This is a genomic window from Pseudomonas purpurea, assembly GCF_039908635.1.
GTDB classification, from domain to species: Bacteria; Pseudomonadota; Gammaproteobacteria; order Pseudomonadales; family Pseudomonadaceae; genus Aquipseudomonas; species Aquipseudomonas purpurea.
Genome location: NZ_CP150918.1, coordinates 5,260,041 through 5,276,847 on the forward strand (window position 1 = coordinate 5,260,041; position 16,807 = coordinate 5,276,847).

A 16,807-nucleotide genomic window follows, 5' to 3' on the forward strand; every position below is an offset into this window, starting at 1 on the left:
GGGCTAATGGCATTTGCGGACATCGCTTGATGCTTCACCGTCAAAGCCGCAGACGCGACCGAGACAAATCTGCTTTAAACGTCAGACCTGGCTCTTTTGCCAGCGGTGCACGTCTCTTCTGACGAGCCTTCCAAGGCTACTGACGAGCACACCCTTTTTACTGATCCTCTCACGACGATCAGCGCAAGGCACTATTATGCGTGCCCACTTACATGAGCTATCCGAGGCCTGTCTTTGGCCACTACCGGATTGAGCGCAACACTTTCAAGCAGTCGAATACTGATGAGCATTAACGTCGGTGGTTTTTCGGCAGATACACTTCCCGACAGCGAATACGCAGACGATACCTGGTCGAGCCGCACATCTGCCGCGCCTCAAAACAATGACCGGCATCGGGCCGCTCCTCGCGCGGATCAAATTTTCAGCGCAGTGATGACGAGAACGCCATGGCCGGGCTAATTCCCCAGAGCTTTATTGACGACCTTCTGAACCGCACCGACATCGTCGATGTGGTCAGCTCGCGCCTGCAAATGAAAAAAGCCGGCAAGAACTACACTGCCTGCTGCCCGTTTCACAAAGAAAAAACCCCGTCATTCAGCGTCAGCCCGGACAAACAGTTCTATTACTGCTTTGGCTGCGGCGCGGGCGGCAACGCCCTCGGCTTCATCATGGACCACGACAACCTGGACTTCCCCCAGGCCGTCGAAGAACTGGCCAAAGCCGCCGGCATGGAAATTCCCCGCGAGGAAAGCGGCCGACCGCACAAACCGCGACAGCCGACCGACTCGCCGCTGTACCCGCTGCTCACCGCTGCCGCCGATTTTTACCGCCAGGCGCTGAAAAGCCACCCGGCGCGCAAAGCGGCCGTCGACTACCTGAAAGGCCGCGGCCTGACCGGCGAAATCGCCCGCGATTTCGGCCTGGGTTTCGCACCACCAGGCTGGGACAACCTGTTCAAGCACCTGAGCAGCGACACCCTGCAACAAAAAGCCATGATCGACGCAGGCCTGTTGATCGAGAACGCCGAAACCGGCAAACGCTATGACCGCTTCCGCGATCGCGTAATGTTCCCGATCCGCGACAGCCGTGGGCGCATCATCGCGTTTGGCGGCCGGGTACTGGGCGACGACAAACCGAAGTACCTGAACTCCCCGGAAACCCCGGTATTCCATAAAGGCCAGGAGCTCTACGGCCTTTATGAAGCACGCAAAAACAATCGCAACCTCGACGAGATCATTGTCGTCGAGGGTTACATGGACGTTATCGCCCTCGCCCAACAAGGCCTGCGCAACGCCGTCGCCACCCTCGGCACCGCTACCAGCGAAGAACACTTGAAGCGACTGTTTCGCGTCGTACCCAACGTGTTGTTCTGCTTCGACGGCGACCAGGCGGGCCGCAACGCTGCATGGCGCGCCCTGGAGTCAACGCTTTCGAGCCTGCAAGACGGGCGGCGCGCGCGTTTTCTGTTCCTGCCCGAAGGTGAGGACCCGGATACGCTGGTGCGCTCCGAAGGCACCGATGCCTTCCGCGCCCGCATCAATCAGCATGCCCAGCCGCTGGCAGACTACTTTTTTCAGCAGTTGACCGAAGAGTCCGACCCGCGCTCGCTCGAAGGCAAGGCCCACATGGCCACCCTCGCCGCGCCGCTGATCGACAAAGTCCCGGGGGCCAACTTACGCACACTGATGCGCCAGCGCCTGACGGAAATCACCGGACTCAACAGCGAAACCGTCAACCAACTGGTGCACAGCGCCCCTCAGGACGCGCCCCCCGCTTATGACCCTGGCATCGATTACGACGCCATGCCGGATTATGCCGACTACCACCAACCGCAGGAGGCCTACGCGCCCCAGCAGGAGTGGACGCCGAAAAAACCGGGCAACGGCGGCAAGAAGTGGGAAAACAAACCCTGGGACAAAAAAGGCAAACGCGGCGGTGATCGCGATCAGGCCTACGCCCCACGTATCCCCACGTCCGTCGAACCACCCACGCTGACGGCCCTGCGCACCCTGCTGCACCACCCGCAACTGGCGGAAAAAGTGGAGGACGCCGGGCACTTTGCCGCTGAAGATCACTCCACCACGCAACTGCTGGTAGCACTGCTCGAAGCCGTGCAGAAGAATCCTAAGCTAAACTCATTTCAACTGATCGCACGCTGGCATGGCACCGAACAAGGGCGCCTGCTCAAGGCATTGGCAGAAAAGGAATGGTTGATTGAGGGAGACAACCTTGAACAACAGTTTTTCGACACCATTACTACGCTAGCGACACGTCAACGTGAACGAAACCTGGAAAAACTTATCAACAAAGCAAACCAGTCTGGACTCAGTCCAGAGGAAGCAAACCAGATGCGCGACCTCCTGCGTCAAAAGGTTTCCGCATCAAACCCGACCTCAACTGGCGCGTGAGGTCATAGCTCAGGTATAATCCTCGGCTTGTTTTTTGCCCGCCAAGACCTTCAGTGGATAGGGTGTTATGTCCGGAAAAGCGCAACAGCAGTCTCGTATCAAAGAGTTGATCACCCTTGGTCGTGAGCAGAAGTATCTGACTTACGCAGAGGTCAACGACCACCTGCCGGAGGATATTTCAGATCCGGAACAGGTGGAAGACATCATCCGCATGATTAATGACATGGGGATCCCCGTACACGAGAGTGCTCCGGATGCGGACGCCCTTATGCTGGCCGACGCCGATACCGACGAGGCAGCCGCGGAAGAAGCGGCCGCTGCGTTGGCAGCGGTTGAGACCGACATTGGTCGCACTACCGACCCTGTGCGCATGTATATGCGTGAGATGGGTACCGTAGAGCTCCTCACACGTGAAGGCGAAATCGAAATCGCCAAGCGTATTGAAGAAGGCATCCGTGAAGTGATGGGCGCAATTGCGCACTTCCCTGGCACGGTTGACCATATTCTCTCCGAGTACACTCGCGTCACCACCGAAGGTGGCCGCCTGTCCGACGTCCTGAGCGGTTATATCGACCCGGACGACGGCATTGCGCCGCCTGCTGCAGAAGTGCCGCCGCCTGTCGACCCGAAAGCCGTGAAAGCGGATGACGACGCCGAAGACGACGACGCTGAAGCCAGTGACGACGAAGAAGAAGCCGAAAGCGGTCCGGATCCGGTCATCGCAGCCCAGCGTTTTGGCGCTGTGGCCGACCAGATGGAAGTCACCCGCAAGGCGCTGAAAAAGCACGGGCGCGAAAACAAGCAGGCTATTGCCGAGATGTTGGCGCTGGCCGAGCTGTTCATGCCGATCAAACTGGTTCCGAAGCAATTCGAAGGCCTGGTTGAGCGTGTGCGTGGCGCCCTGGATCGTCTGCGTCAGCAAGAGCGCGCGATCATGCAGCTCTGCGTTCGTGATGCACGCATGCCGCGTGCCGACTTCCTGCGCCAGTTCCCGGGCAACGAAGTTGACGAAAGCTGGACCGACGCACTGGCCAAAGGCAAAAGCAAATACGCTGAAGCCATTGGTCGCCTGCAGGCCGATATCGTTCGTTGCCAACAGAAGCTGACCGCACTTGAAGCCGAAACCGGCTTGAAGATTGCCGAGATCAAGGACATCAACCGTCGCATGTCGATCGGTGAGGCCAAGGCCCGCCGCGCGAAGAAAGAGATGGTCGAAGCGAACTTGCGTCTGGTGATCTCCATCGCCAAGAAGTACACCAACCGTGGCCTGCAATTCCTCGATCTGATCCAGGAAGGCAACATCGGCTTGATGAAAGCGGTAGACAAGTTCGAATACCGTCGCGGCTACAAATTCTCGACTTATGCCACCTGGTGGATCCGTCAGGCGATCACTCGCTCGATCGCCGACCAGGCCCGCACCATCCGTATTCCGGTGCACATGATCGAGACGATCAACAAGCTCAACCGTATTTCCCGCCAGATGTTGCAGGAAATGGGTCGCGAACCGACCCCGGAAGAGCTGGGCGAACGCATGGAAATGCCTGAGGACAAGATCCGCAAGGTATTGAAGATCGCTAAAGAGCCGATCTCCATGGAAACCCCGATCGGTGATGACGAAGACTCCCACCTGGGTGACTTCATCGAAGACTCGACCATGCAGTCGCCAATCGATGTTGCAACCGTTGAGAGCCTTAAAGAAGCGACTCGCGAAGTTCTCTCCGGCCTCACTGCCCGTGAAGCCAAGGTTCTGCGCATGCGCTTCGGCATCGACATGAATACCGACCACACCCTTGAGGAGGTTGGTAAGCAGTTCGACGTTACCCGTGAACGGATTCGTCAGATCGAAGCCAAGGCGTTGCGCAAGCTGCGCCACCCGACGAGAAGCGAGCATTTACGCTCCTTCCTCGACGAGTGATCACAAAACCCCCGGCCCTGCCGGGGGTTTTGCTTTCTGCCGATTAAATCCCCCGCGCTTCACTCCCCCTTCGCATTGCCCGTCTACACTCGAACCATTCCCCTTGAGCCATAACGAGACCGTTATGCCCAGACTGCCGGCCGTGTTGTTGCTGTCGCTGCTTGCCTGGACCGCAACGGCTGGCGCGCTGACTCTGACCGATGAGGAACGCGGCTGGCTGACGGCCCATCCGGAATTGCGCCTGGGCGTAGACGCCTCATGGCCACCATTTGAGTTTCGCGATGAGCAGGGCCGATATCAGGGCCTGGCAGCGGATTACATCAACCTGATCCGTGATCGCCTGGCGATCAAGTTCACCCCCGTTGAGCCCGCCAGCTGGACCGAAGTCCTGGAGCAGATCAAACACGGCAAGCTGGACCTGCTGCCAGGCATCATGTCGACACCCGAACGGCAGACCTACCTTTCGTTCACCCGCCCTTATCTGGACTTCCCGATCGTCATCCTCGCTCACGTGGGGGGCGCGCAACCGCATAAAATCGACGACCTGTACGGGCTGAAGATAGCCGTGGTGGAAAACTACGCGCCTCATGAGTTGCTGCGTACCCACCACCCGGACCTGAACCTCGTCCCGATGCCCAATGTCAGCTCGACCTTGCAAGCACTGGCGACCGACGAAGTGGATGCCGTGGTGGGCGACCTCGCTTCAAGCGTCTGGAGCCTGCGGCAGCTCAAGCTGGAAGGCCTTTACGTCAGCGGTGAAACGCCCTACCGCTACCAACTGGCGATGGCCGTCCCGCACGACAACAAAATGCTCGTGGGCATTCTGGATAAAGTCCTGGCAGACATGACCCCCGCCGAAATCAGTGCCATCCAGGAGCGCTGGGTCGGTAACGTTCTCGATCACCGCACCTTCTGGTCCGACCTGTTGCTGTACGGCCTGCCGGGAATTCTGCTGCTGGTCGCGGTGCTGGCGGTGGTGATCCGCATCAACCGTCGCCTGAGTTCGGAAATCGCCCGGCGTGTCGACCTTGAACAAGAACTGCGCAGCAGCGAGTACCACTATCGCGGGCTGGTGGAGAGCCTCTCGGCGATTGCCTGGGAGGCGCGCATCAGCGATTTCACGTACAGCTACGTTTCGCCCCACGCCGAGGCCCTGCTTGGCTATCCCCTGTCCCAATGGCTGATTCCGGGCTTCTGGCGCAACATCATCCACCCGGCCGACCTGCCCCGTGCCCAGGCTTTTTGCGACCATGAAGTCCTGGCCGGGCGCGATCACAGCCTCGACTACCGCGTCATTACCGCCGACGGGCGCTGTCTGTGGGTGCGCGATATCGTCAGCCTGATCGAACACGGCCATGAGCCGGTGATGCGCGGCCTGATGATCGACATCAGCGAAACCAAGCACATCGAAGAAGCCTTGCGCCTGTCCGAGCAGAAGTTCGCCTCGGTGTTCCAGCAATGCCCGGACATCCTGGTCATCGCTCGGTTGTCCGATGGATGTTTGCTGGAGGTCAACGAAGCGTTCGAGGAGCAGATCGGCCTGAGTGCGCAGGACGTGATCGGCCAAACCGCCACCGAACTGAACATCTGGGGCATCCCCGGCGTCGGCCCCAACCTGCTGCAACGCTTGCAGGCCGGTAGCATTCGCAACCTGGAGATGCCCTTTCGCCGCAGTAACGGCCAAGTGTTTACCGGACTGATTTCCGCCGAGCCTTTCGACCTGGACACCACCCCGGCGCTGGTGGTGGTGGTGCGCGACATCAGCCAGCTCAAGGAAACCCAGCAACTGCTGCAAACCTCGGAAGAGAAGTTCGCCAAGGCCTTCCACGCCTCTCCCGACGGCTTGCTGCTGTCCCGACAACGCGATGGCCTGCTGCTCGAAATCAACGAGGGGTTCAGTCGCATCACCGGCTTCAATACCGCCATGTCGGTGGACCGCTCCACCTTCGACCTTGGCATCTGGGTCAACCTCAACGAGCGCAAGCAAATGCTCGACCTGCTCCAGCGCGACGGTTTCGTACGGGACTTCAGTTGCCACATCCGGCGCAATGACGGGCAGATCCGCCTCTGCGAAATGTCCAGCCGGCCACTGCCCATCGGTGAAGACGATTGCATGCTGACCATCGTGCGCGACATCACCGAGCGGCACCTGATGCAGGAAAAACTGCAACAGGCCGCCACCGTGTTCGAGAGCACCGCAGAAGGCGTCTTGATCACCGACACCCAGCAACACATCAGCGCGGTGAACCGGGCGTTCACCGAGATCACCGGCTACAGCGAAACCGAAGCGTTGGGCCACACACCCCGGCTGCTCGCCTCAGGCCTGCACGACAGCGCCTTCTACGCGGCCATGTGGCATCAACTGACCGCCGAAGGGCATTGGCAAGGCGAGATTTCCAACCGGCGCAAGAACGGCGAGTTGTACCCCAGTTGGCTGACCATCAGTGCCGTGCGCAACCGCGACCGGTTCATCACCCACTTCGTGGCGGTGTTCGCGGATATCTCCAGCCTCAAGCATGCCCAGGCCAAGCTCGACTATCAGGCTCACCACGACCCCCTGACCGGCCTGCCCAACCGCACACTGTTCGAAAGTCGCCTGCTGACAGCGCTCAATGCCCAACAGGACAACGGCGGTCAGGGCGCGGTCCTGTTTCTGGACCTGGACCGTTTCAAGCACATCAACGACAGCCTCGGCCACCCGGTCGGCGACCTGCTGCTCAAAGGCATCGCCGTGCGTTTGAAAGAGCAACTGCGCGACATCGACACCGTTGCCCGGCTGGGCGGCGACGAATTCATCATTCTGCTGCCCGGCCTGCAACAACCCAGCGACGCCGAACACATCGCCACTAAACTGCTGCACTGCTTCACGGCGCCGTTCCAGGCCGGTGAACACGAGTTCTTTATCAGCGCGAGCATTGGCACCAGCCTCTACCCCAAGGACGGCTGCGACGTCGCCACGCTGGTCAAGAATGCCGATGCCGCCATGTACCGCTCCAAGGCCAAGGGCCGCAACCGGGTCGAGAGCTACACCCGCGACCTGACCGCCCAGGCCAGCGAGCGCATCGCCCTGGAGCACGAACTGCGCCGGGCCATCGAGCGCAATGAGTTGAGCCTGTTCTATCAACCGAAAATCAGCCTGGTCAGTCATGCGTTGGTCGGCGCCGAAGCCTTGATCCGCTGGCATCACCCGACCTTTGGCGACGTACCGCCCGAGCATTTCATCCCGCTGGCCGAAGAAAACGGCATGATCCTGCAAATAGGCGACTGGGTCCTGGAGCAAGCCTGCCAACAGCTGCATGCCTGGAATCGGCTTTATGACAGTTTTGGTCCGCTCTCGGTCAATCTCGCGGGCGCGCAGTTGCGCCAGCCAAACCTGCTGGGGCGCATTGAACAACTGCTCAAGGACTACGGCCTCGAACCAGGTTTCCTGCAACTGGAAATTACCGAAAACTTCATCATGAGCCAGGCCGAAGAAGCGCTGGCGGTGCTGCACCAGCTCAAGCGCCTGGGTGTGCAACTGGCCATCGACGACTTCGGCACCGGTTACTCGTCCCTGAGCTACCTCAAACGCCTGCCGCTGGACTTCCTGAAAATCGACCAGTCCTTCGTCCGTGGACTGCCCGACGACCCACACGATGCCGCCATCGTCCGCGCGATCATCGCCCTGGGCCGCAGCATGCAATTCACGGTGATCGCCGAGGGCGTCGAAACCCAGGCCCAGCAAATTTTCCTCGCCGCAGAAGGCTGCGAACAGATCCAGGGCTACATCGTCAGCCTGCCGCTGCCGGCCGAAGAATTCGCCGCGACCTTCCTTCGTATAACGCTTTCAAACTTTTCGGATAGCACAGCCGAGAAACCGTCGCTATAATCCGCGGCCTACTGAGGGCCTATAGCTCAGTTGGTTAGAGCAGAGGACTCATAATCCTTTGGTCCACGGTTCAAGTCCGTGTGGGCCCACCAATTCGAAAGCCGCGCATTGCGCGGCTTTTTCATGTCCGCGACAAAAACAGCCAGGCCAGTTCTGTACCTCCAACGCGCCAAAATCTACACTCAACGACCTACGCAGATGCGATTTACCGGCCCGCGGCTAGATCAAGCCCACTTGGGTGCCTGGATCACACTGCCGCATATCGCACGCCGGAACCGATGGGGAAAGCCTTCGAACCCAGCGCGCATGAGCTACTGAAGTCGCAAAGACCGACGCCGGCAACACTAGAAAGACGCTCTACAAGCGCCTTTTCCGCCTCGCAGCGGCCACGTTTGAGTACGCGCAGCACGACACTCCTGCATCGGCGGCCTTATGGTGGAGGAACGTACGTCTATGGCGATGCGAGCTACACTGATGCTGCCAAACAATCGAAGCATGCGGAACAGGAAACAATCTGGTCGATAGCTGCGCGACTGAGCAGTTAGCAGGATTACGGCATAAGTAACGAGCCTCCTTGACGGATCAAAATCGTATATATGAACCTAATCATCTCATTTGTTACCATTTTCGCACTCTCCGTATTGGCGGGCTGCGGTTATCAAGACTCTCCCCCGCTTTTTTTTAGCGAGAACATAGAAACGCTACCCACTGAATTCGCAGATTATAAATACATCGACGAAATCACAGAGTTCGAGAATTACACCATTGAACGGTTTAAAACTCCACCGATGGCTACCGTCGAACACAACATCAATAAAGTCACAAACAACGTCATCATTAAAGTCGCAACAGATATTGACGACAGTACCCGCCTGTACGAATTCTACAAACTGGACACCTCTGGAAATATCATTGACAGACATCAATTTACAAGAAGCCTCCTGATAAAGGAAAAAACGGGCAATGAAGAAATGGTTGACGGCGCTTTCCTGGTAAACAAAGAGAAGGCTTACTACTCCACCTGGCCATTCAACGGTGACCATACAAATAAACCGTTTATTCCCGTCAATCAAGCGTTAGCCTGGAGTACAGAACAGGTCGATGCTTACTATAAAGAGGTCGTAAGAAAAAGCGCACGACTGGATAACGTTGACGTTTGGAAAAAGATCAGCACACAAGAAAACAAGCGACGAATTCGAAAAATATATTATCTTAACTCAACGGGCGAGTGGTACATCCTGCACGGAAATTCATTAGACTCTGATCATTCTGGCAAAGGCATATCTGGCACCAACACCTTGTTCACAAACTTCACTGACATTGAACGTAGCTTTGGACGATACATACCGCCAAGCAACATTATGATTCCTTATTTTGAAAAACAAACGCACAGTAAATTCTGCGCCCCAGATCAGGTTGGCTGCCACATGTCTTACCGCTGGGATGGCGTGGGTTACTATCAAGTCACGGTGGGTGAAAGCAGTCTAAAATTTAAAAACAACGGTAATTTATCCCGCACTGACTTCAAGGGTGAAACCTTTCCACCGAAAGAGAGCTTACTCGTAAACTTTGCCTATTACACAAATCCAAATTTAAAATATTCTCTATTTTCAGCCAATGACAATCTTTATCTCATCAAGCAAAAATAACCATTTCAAACGCATCAATTGCTCATTAACATTATAGTAAGGCCACTCTGAAAAGCCGAGCCAGTGCCAGTGACACCATGATCCGGACGCTATATATAAAGACTGTAGATCATGTCGTATCGCGCCTTTCTCGGCCACACCCTAAATCAGTCAACCATTCTTATATTACTTAAACATGATAGCTTTGAGCCAAAGACATCAAGCACGTCACCCTGTGAAAACCATACAGTGAGCAAGCAATGAAACTTACATCCTTCGTAGTAATTTGCGCATTGAGCCTCCTGACAACGGCTTGCAGCAATGTAGTTTATCCTACCCCGATCAAAACGACGGAGCGCACAGGAAGTGCGACCACTTCATCATACGATGATGGTAAAGAAATCATATCGGCGACATGGATGGAAAGTGACTTTTCTACCGAACTTAAAAGTGCATCCTCTGGGGACACTGCGGGGTTCCTCATTAAGACAAGTGGTTATACACCAGGCGAAAAGATTACGATCTTTCTTGATGATAAAAGAACCAATGACGATGGGGGTAGCTATAACATCGTCAGAAAAATAATAGGCACCGTAGATAAGCACGGCGAAGTCAGAGCATCCTTTAAACCCTAGGGCCTGTACGAAAAGTCGCCGAGTGGCGATCAGGCAAGGCAAAAACAGGCGAGGAAGCGGAGTTTACGGGGTGTAAATGAGCATTCCGAGCCTGTTTTTAACGCAGCATGCTCGACACGCAGGCAGTTTTCGTACAGAGCCTAGGAAAGTGCTGAAGCGGCTCGACCATCCCACGTTCGCGGCCAATACCGATTCTCGGAAACATTGGACCAATGAATGATGGCCTTTTGTCGTCAATTTCTTTATCTATGAGCCCTCATAATGCGAGAACACCACGATGGTGGCCTCTCAAGGAACCCGCAAAAATAGGGAAATAACTGATGCTGATTGCGTTTGCAGGGCTGCCCAGCTCCGGAAAATCGTCTACCGCCAAGGCACTGGCCCGGTTGATGGAGGTCGAGGTTCATCTGGAGCCCGAGGAGTCAGCGTGGCCTGATCTGGTCAGGGAAAGAGAAACCAGCGGAGCCTTTACCGCACTGAGCTGGTTCCGGACGGTTCGTGTACCTCAGCTGTTCAAGGCCGATGCAACCCGCAAGACCAACAAGACCGCCATTATCGACAGCTATTACGACGTCCTGATCGCCCGCTACCTCGGTGATAACGCCTTTGAATGGCTGGTTTCTCGTCAGGATCCGTACTTCCCGGCCGCCAGGGCCATGGTGGACGCTGACTGGGAGACGCTTCCAAAAGCCGACGTGATTGTGTTTCTGAGCCTGGACGAAGCGACCTGGACGGAGTTCATGAGCCGGCGAGATCGGGACTTCGACCGCAACGCCGAACTCAACAAACACTTCGAGATGCAGGAGAAAATGCTGCAGGCGTGCAAGGCCGCAGAACAAGCGCACGGCTCAAGCCTGATTGTTGTGAACCAGGCCTCCTCGACGCCCGAGGACACTGCCCGTCGGGTCGCCGTCGCCATCGGGGTCGAGCTATGAACGAGTCAGCCGCCCTGACCCTGGCCAAGGCAATCGCCGCTGTCCGCAACGGGACGCCGGCCAACCCGGTGCTCTCAAGCCCTCTGACCCCGGCGCAATCGGGCAGTGCGTTGCGGCTCAAGCAAGCTTTGGGCCTGTCAGTTGCCGCTGAGGCCGCACTGGCGGTCGAGCAGGCAGAAGCCGTCGTCCGGGAGCTGTTCGAAGATGGCACTGAGGCAGCAACGCTTATTGGCCAAGCGCCCTCGCCGCAGGTATTCGAGCGGGTCGCCTCGCACTGGTTTGATCCGCAAGAGTCAAGCGACGAGACTGAAATTGCCGCCGGTTACTGGTTGGCCGATGCGTTCCTTCGCGGCATCGAAACCGAGGAGGCTCAACACCTCACGCGCTTCCTCGCAGGCGCCTCACCGCGCACCCACCGGCATGCGGTTGTCTCTGCACGGCGCTACCCGACTGGAGGCATATCAGAGAAACAGGCGCTGTTACTGCCCCCGCTGATGAGAGCCCTGGCCGCGGACTTCCATTGGTGTTCACCGTTTCTGGTCGCCCCCCGACTGGCCCATACCGGTGGAACCCGCGACAAGCTCTCGGTGATACCGGGTTTTGAAGTGTCCAGCGTCAGCGAACTCCCACACTGGGATGGCCGGGATAAACCGGTGCGCTATTTTGCAGCTGACGCCCAACTGTGCCCCCGCGACGCCATGATGTACCGGATCCGGGGCGAAACCGGCACGGTAGCCGACACCGGCCTGATGGCTGCCAGCATCATGTCCAAGCAAATCACCTTGCCGGCCGACGTGATCATTCTCGACATTCTTCACGGCCCGACCGCGTTTCTGCATACCGCCCCTGAAGCAGCGGCTTTCGGCACCTTGTGCGAGGACATTGGCCGTAGCAATGGCATCACCATCGTGGCGCAGTTGCGCCAGTCCGCCAGCCTGCTGGGCCGTTCGGTTGGCGCCAGCACCGAAGTCGTGGAAATTGCCGAACTGTTGCGAGGGGGAGCGCCTGACGAGGCAGGACAATTGGAGCTGAGCACTGCGCTAGGGTTCCTGCACACCTTTGCCCACCAGCTAAAACTCGACCCCAACGCCGTCACTCAACGCGCAAAGCAGGCAATAGCCAGCGGCGAAGCGTTCCAGGCAATGGTGACGTTGTGGGCAGACCATGGAGCCGAAAACACGTTCCTTCGCGCCTTTGCCCGTGACCCGCGCCAGGCAATCCTTGGCGATTTGCCCCAGGCGACATTGCGGGCCGAACGCTCAGGCAACCTGACGTGGGACGCCATTGCGCTCGCTGACGTGGCGAACAACCAGGTGAACGTCCGGTTGGAGCCGTCCCCTGGTGTGCGAGTGGTGGCCGGTGGCGGCATCGAACTGCTGTGCCGCGACGGTGCACAGGTCCAGCAAGGCGATGCGCTGGCGGTGATCTACGGTCAGGCCGCGGGGGTTGCCGTTGGGGCGCTCGGCGGTGCGGCAACGATCGGTTGAGGTTCATCGAGCGTGTAAGGAGCAGCCTCCTCCCATAACCGATCAAAATCTTCCATTTGTCGATCAAATAACCAGCCACGGCCCACCTTCAAAGTGGTCGCCGTGGTGCTGTTACCCGTGAATGGATACGGGCCGGTGAACAGAACGTCGTCGATCCGATAAACCATCATGGACAGATGCCGTTTGGTGATTTTGATGTGTACGCCCTTGAGACCTGACAGGCTCTTGATGAGGGTTCTGTGCGATGCGAGATACTGGCTCACTTCTTTGTTTTCTGCGGCGGCCATGATTCCGGCAGCCTCCGAATCGGGGTCGACCAAGAGTATTCGCGCCTTAATCGGCTTTTTCGCCTTCACACACGCGATGAAGTGCTCTTTGTTCTGCTCACTGAACGCCGTCAATGTGTAACCTGTGACATCGATAACCTTGGCGCGAGCGACCAGCACACCGTATTCTTGCCCCAGATTTCGTTGCGGATAAGCAGCCACCAGCCCCGTACTGATCAGCTCCGTCATCCTGACTTGTTCGCCACTTCGTAAATGATCGATCCATAGCGTCGCAAAAGAGATCATTGCGCCTGCAATAAACGATGTGCCAATAGAAACCAGCGCCCCCGAAATGAACACCGTTCCGGGAGAGATCAGTTTCAGATCCGGAAAGACAACCGGTATCAGACCCGGCAGGATGACAAGAGCGAGTCCTGCCACAAAAATGAATGAAAAAACGCAGATGAAGTAACGCTTCGATCTGAAAAATAGCTTGTTGGCATCTGCGTGTGCGTATTTATCCGGAGTAGTTCTCAATGGCATCCCTTCCCAATTCCCAGTCTGGTTACTTGATCATCATCGAAGGCGGCGATGGGCTCGGCAAGTCTACCCAATTCGAGATTCTAAAGCGCCGGCTCGAGTCGCAAGGCCGGCACATCGTCACCTTCGATTTTCCCAACAAGTCTGGCACGCCCATCGGCAAGCTGATCGGTAACTTCCTGCGTGGGAACTTCGGGCAGGTGACGCCCGAGTTCCTCGGGCTGGCGTTCGCAGCAGATCGCCTGGTGGCACGCCAAAGCATTCGGGACGCGCTGGACAACGGTTCGGTGGTGATCTGCGACCGCTTTGTGGCCTCCAACATCGCTTTTCAGGGCGCGAAGATCGAAGACGATCAGCGCCGTAAAGAGTTGGACGAATTGCTGCGTTGGCTGGAATACGACGTGTATGACCTGCCGCGTCCAAACCTGGAAATCGTGCTGTCTTCGGACGACGACTACTATCGCGATGGCCACCACCTTAACCGCGCCGAAGACCCCAACCGGGCCTATGCCGAAGGCGAAGCCGACATTCACGAAGCCTCGCTGGACCTGCAGCAGGCCGTAAACCGTTACTTCCGGGAGCTCCCGGATGACCCTGCCGTGGCGAAAATCGCCATCAAGGACAGCAGCGGACGCCGACGCACCGTTGACGAGATGGCCGCCATTGTCTGGGACGCGGTGAACGTTGCAATGCGCTAACCCCACCCAGCCCTATGAAAAAGCCACGCACTGCGTGGTTTTTTTGTACCCGAAACGCCTCCAGCGCTTGCAAGCATCGCTGCCCGCGAGGCGGTAACATGCTCGTCCACTGATGCGTGCCGCCGGAGAAGACCTTGCCTGACACCCGCCCTCCCGTCCTCGATGAAATCGACCGGCAGTTGATCGCCGCGTTGCAGATCAATGCTCGCGAAAGCGTGGCCATGCTCGCCCGGCAACTGGGCATCGCCCGTACCACGGTGACGTCGCGCCTGGCGCGATTGGAAAAGGCCAGGGTGATCACTGGTTATGGCGTTCGCCTCGGGCAACGTGTGGTCGATGGCGGTTTGCAGGCGTATGTCGGCATCAAGGTGCAACCGCGCTCCGGCAAGGAAGTGCTGCGCCGCTTGAGCGCCATGGCCCAGGTTCAGCAGTTATGCGCCGTGAGCGGCGAGTTCGATTACGTGGCATGGCTGCGCACCGACTCACCGGAACAACTCGACCAATTGCTCGACCAGATCGGCAGCGTCGACGGCGTCGAGAAGACCACCACCTCGATCATCCTCAGCAGCAAGATCGATCGCGGTCAGCCAGTCTGACCAGTGCAATCGTCATATCGTATCAATCACATGCAAAACGACGACACATTGCGTCTTATTAACGTGCGCTACGCTCCCTAGAATGACGGCTGTCTTTTTCTATACTCAGCACCCCGTGCGAGTCGCCAGCAAGGTCAGCCATGAACAAGAATAATCGCCATCCTGCAGACGGTAAAAAACCAGTCACCATTTTCGGCCCGGACTTCCCATTCGCCTTCGACGACTGGATCGAGCACCCGGCAGGTCTGGGCAGCATCCCGGCGCACAACCACGGTGCGGAAGTGGCGATTGTCGGCGCGGGTATCGCCGGTCTGGTGGCCGCTTATGAACTGATGAAGCTGGGCCTGAAACCGGTCGTCTACGAAGCCTCGAAAATGGGCGGGCGCCTGCGCTCCCAGGCCTTCGAAGGCGCCGAGGGGATCATCGCCGAGTTGGGTGGCATGCGTTTTCCGGTGTCGTCCACGGCGTTCTATCACTACGTCGACAAGCTCGGCCTGCAAACCAAACCCTTCCCCAACCCGCTGACTCCGGCGTCCGGCAGTACCGTGATCGACCTGGAAGGCCAGACCCATTACGCACAGAAACTCGCCGACCTTCCTGCATTGTTCCAGGAAGTGGCCGACGCGTGGGCCGACGCTCTGGAAGACGGTTCGCGCTTCGGCGAGATCCAGCAAGCGATCCGCGACCGCGACGTGCCACGTCTCAAAGAGCTGTGGAACACTCTGGTTCCGCTGTGGGATGACCGGACGTTCTACGACTTCGTCGCCACCTCCAAAGCCTTCGCCAAGCTGTCGTTCCATCACCGCGAAGTGTTTGGTCAGGTCGGTTTCGGCACGGGCGGCTGGGACTCGGACTTCCCGAACTCGATGCTGGAAATCTTCCGCGTGGTGATGACCAACTGCGACGATCACCAACACCTGGTGGTCGGCGGCGTGGAACAAGTGCCGCTGGGCATCTGGCGCCATGTGCCGGAGCGCTGCGCCCACTGGCCGGAAGGCACCAGCCTGAGCTCGCTGCACAACGGCGCGCCGCGGACCGGGGTCAAACGCATCTCGCGTGCCGCCGATGGCCGCTTCAGCGTGACCGACAACTGGGGCGATACCCGCGAATACGCGGCCGTGCTGACCACCTGCCAGAGCTGGCTGCTGACCACGCAGATCGAGTGCGAAGAGTCGCTGTTCTCGCAAAAAATGTGGATGGCCCTGGACCGCACCCGCTACATGCAGTCCTCGAAAACCTTCGTGATGGTCGACCGCCCGTTCTGGAAAGACAAAGACCCGGAAACCGGCCGCGACCTGATGAGCATGACGCTCACCGATCGCCTGACCCGTGGCACGTACCTGTTCGACAATGGTGACGACAAACCCGGGGTGATTTGCCTGTCGTATTCGTGGATGAGCGACGCGCTGAAAATGCTCCCGCAACCCATCGAAAAACGCGTGAAACTGGCGCTCGACGCCCTGAAAAAGATCTACCCGAAAGTCGACATCGCCGCCCGTATCATCGGCGACCCGATCACTGTGTCATGGGAAGCCGACCCGCATTTCCTCGGTGCGTTCAAAGGCGCCCTGCCCGGCCATTACCGCTACAACCAGCGGATGTATGCGCACTTTATGCAGCAGGACATGCCCACCGAACAGCGCGGGATTTTTATCGCCGGCGACGACGTGTCATGGACGCCGGCCTGGGTCGAAGGCGCGGTGCAGACTTCGCTCAACGCGGTGTGGGGCATCATGAATCACTTCGGCGGTGAAACTCACGCCGAAAACCCGGGTCCAGGTGATGTGTTCCATGAAATCGGGCCGATTGCCCTGCCCGAGTAAGAGGAGTC

The 16,807-nt window shown here is 57.9% G+C and carries 11 protein-coding genes, 1 tRNA gene and 1 pseudogene; 12 read left to right on the top strand and 1 reads right to left on the bottom strand.

Annotated features, from left to right (window positions below):
• Positions 1–446 precede the first annotated feature (446 nt).
• The 9 genes and pseudogenes from dnaG to AABM54_RS23750 all read left to right on the top strand — a co-directional run bounded on the left by dnaG (position 447) and on the right by AABM54_RS23750 (position 12,876).
• Complete coding sequence (gene dnaG, locus AABM54_RS23710) at positions 447–2,408, top strand: DNA primase (RefSeq protein ID WP_347902341.1); 1,962 nt, start codon at positions 447–449, stop codon at positions 2,406–2,408.
• A gap of 67 nt (positions 2,409–2,475) precedes the next feature.
• The gene (gene rpoD / locus AABM54_RS23715) at positions 2,476–4,323 is read left to right on the top strand and encodes an RNA polymerase sigma factor RpoD (protein WP_347902342.1); all 1,848 of its coding nucleotides are present in this window, start codon (positions 2,476–2,478) and stop codon (positions 4,321–4,323) included.
• Positions 4,324–4,447: 124 nt separating this feature from the next.
• Positions 4,448–8,191, top strand: coding sequence for an EAL domain-containing protein (locus AABM54_RS23720; RefSeq protein ID WP_347902344.1), 3,744 nt, complete (start codon positions 4,448–4,450; stop codon positions 8,189–8,191).
• A 15-nt stretch (positions 8,192–8,206) separates the two neighbouring features.
• Positions 8,207–8,283, top strand: a tRNA-Ile gene (locus AABM54_RS23725).
• Between the two features lie 351 nt (positions 8,284–8,634).
• Positions 8,635–8,733 (top strand): annotated as a pseudogene (locus tag AABM54_RS23730) (IS5/IS1182 family transposase); the annotation flags it as partial.
• 54 nt (positions 8,734–8,787) lie between these two features.
• Positions 8,788–9,840, top strand: a complete 1,053-nt coding sequence (locus AABM54_RS23735; RefSeq protein ID WP_347902345.1) for a hypothetical protein — start codon at positions 8,788–8,790, stop codon at positions 9,838–9,840.
• Positions 9,841–10,079: 239 nt separating this feature from the next.
• Positions 10,080–10,454 carry a hypothetical protein gene (locus tag AABM54_RS23740; protein ID WP_347902347.1) on the top strand — a complete coding sequence of 125 codons (375 nt, stop codon included), beginning with the start codon at positions 10,080–10,082 and terminating at the stop codon, positions 10,452–10,454.
• Between the two features lie 320 nt (positions 10,455–10,774).
• Positions 10,775–11,389 carry a hypothetical protein gene (locus tag AABM54_RS23745; RefSeq protein ID WP_347902348.1) on the top strand — a complete coding sequence of 205 codons (615 nt, stop codon included), beginning with the start codon at positions 10,775–10,777 and terminating at the stop codon, positions 11,387–11,389.
• Positions 11,386–12,876 carry a hypothetical protein gene (locus AABM54_RS23750; protein WP_347902349.1) on the top strand — a complete coding sequence of 497 codons (1,491 nt, stop codon included), beginning with the start codon at positions 11,386–11,388 and terminating at the stop codon, positions 12,874–12,876. Before AABM54_RS23745 ends, AABM54_RS23750 begins: the two co-directional genes overlap by 4 nt.
• Here the strand turns inward: AABM54_RS23750 and AABM54_RS23755 are convergent.
• On the bottom strand, positions 12,822–13,685 hold the full coding sequence (locus AABM54_RS23755; RefSeq protein WP_347902350.1) for a hypothetical protein: 864 nt from the start codon (positions 13,683–13,685) through the stop codon (positions 12,822–12,824). The two genes, AABM54_RS23750 and AABM54_RS23755, sit on opposite strands and share 55 nt — an antisense overlap.
• Between AABM54_RS23755 and AABM54_RS23760 the strand changes: the two genes are divergently transcribed.
• From AABM54_RS23760 to AABM54_RS23770, 3 genes are all read left to right on the top strand, one after another.
• The gene (locus tag AABM54_RS23760) at positions 13,679–14,380 is read left to right on the top strand and encodes a hypothetical protein (RefSeq protein ID WP_347902351.1); all 702 of its coding nucleotides are present in this window, start codon (positions 13,679–13,681) and stop codon (positions 14,378–14,380) included. The two genes, AABM54_RS23755 and AABM54_RS23760, sit on opposite strands and share 7 nt — an antisense overlap.
• Positions 14,381–14,514: 134 nt before the next feature.
• Entirely contained in the window at positions 14,515–14,976 is a 462-nt protein-coding gene (locus tag AABM54_RS23765) for an Lrp/AsnC family transcriptional regulator (protein WP_150708514.1), read from the top strand.
• Positions 14,977–15,116: 140 nt separating this feature from the next.
• Positions 15,117–16,799 (top strand): FAD-dependent oxidoreductase, encoded by a 1,683-nt coding sequence (locus AABM54_RS23770; protein ID WP_347902352.1) that lies wholly within the window; start codon positions 15,117–15,119, stop codon positions 16,797–16,799.
• The last annotated feature ends 8 nt before the right edge of the window (positions 16,800–16,807 follow it).

Coding starts and splice junctions, on each gene's coding strand:
- dnaG (WP_347902341.1), top strand. CDS start 447: ATGGCCGGGCTAATTCCCCAGAGCTTTATTGACGACCTTCTGAACCGC.
- rpoD (WP_347902342.1), top strand. CDS start 2,476: ATGTCCGGAAAAGCGCAACAGCAGTCTCGTATCAAAGAGTTGATCACC.
- AABM54_RS23720 (WP_347902344.1), top strand. CDS start 4,448: ATGCCCAGACTGCCGGCCGTGTTGTTGCTGTCGCTGCTTGCCTGGACC.
- AABM54_RS23735 (WP_347902345.1), top strand. CDS start 8,788: ATGAACCTAATCATCTCATTTGTTACCATTTTCGCACTCTCCGTATTG.
- AABM54_RS23740 (WP_347902347.1), top strand. CDS start 10,080: ATGAAACTTACATCCTTCGTAGTAATTTGCGCATTGAGCCTCCTGACA.
- AABM54_RS23745 (WP_347902348.1), top strand. CDS start 10,775: ATGCTGATTGCGTTTGCAGGGCTGCCCAGCTCCGGAAAATCGTCTACC.
- AABM54_RS23750 (WP_347902349.1), top strand. CDS start 11,386: ATGAACGAGTCAGCCGCCCTGACCCTGGCCAAGGCAATCGCCGCTGTC.
- AABM54_RS23760 (WP_347902351.1), top strand. CDS start 13,679: ATGGCATCCCTTCCCAATTCCCAGTCTGGTTACTTGATCATCATCGAA.
- AABM54_RS23755 (WP_347902350.1), bottom strand. CDS start 13,685: ATGCCATTGAGAACTACTCCGGATAAATACGCACACGCAGATGCCAAC.
- AABM54_RS23770 (WP_347902352.1), top strand. CDS start 15,117: ATGAACAAGAATAATCGCCATCCTGCAGACGGTAAAAAACCAGTCACC.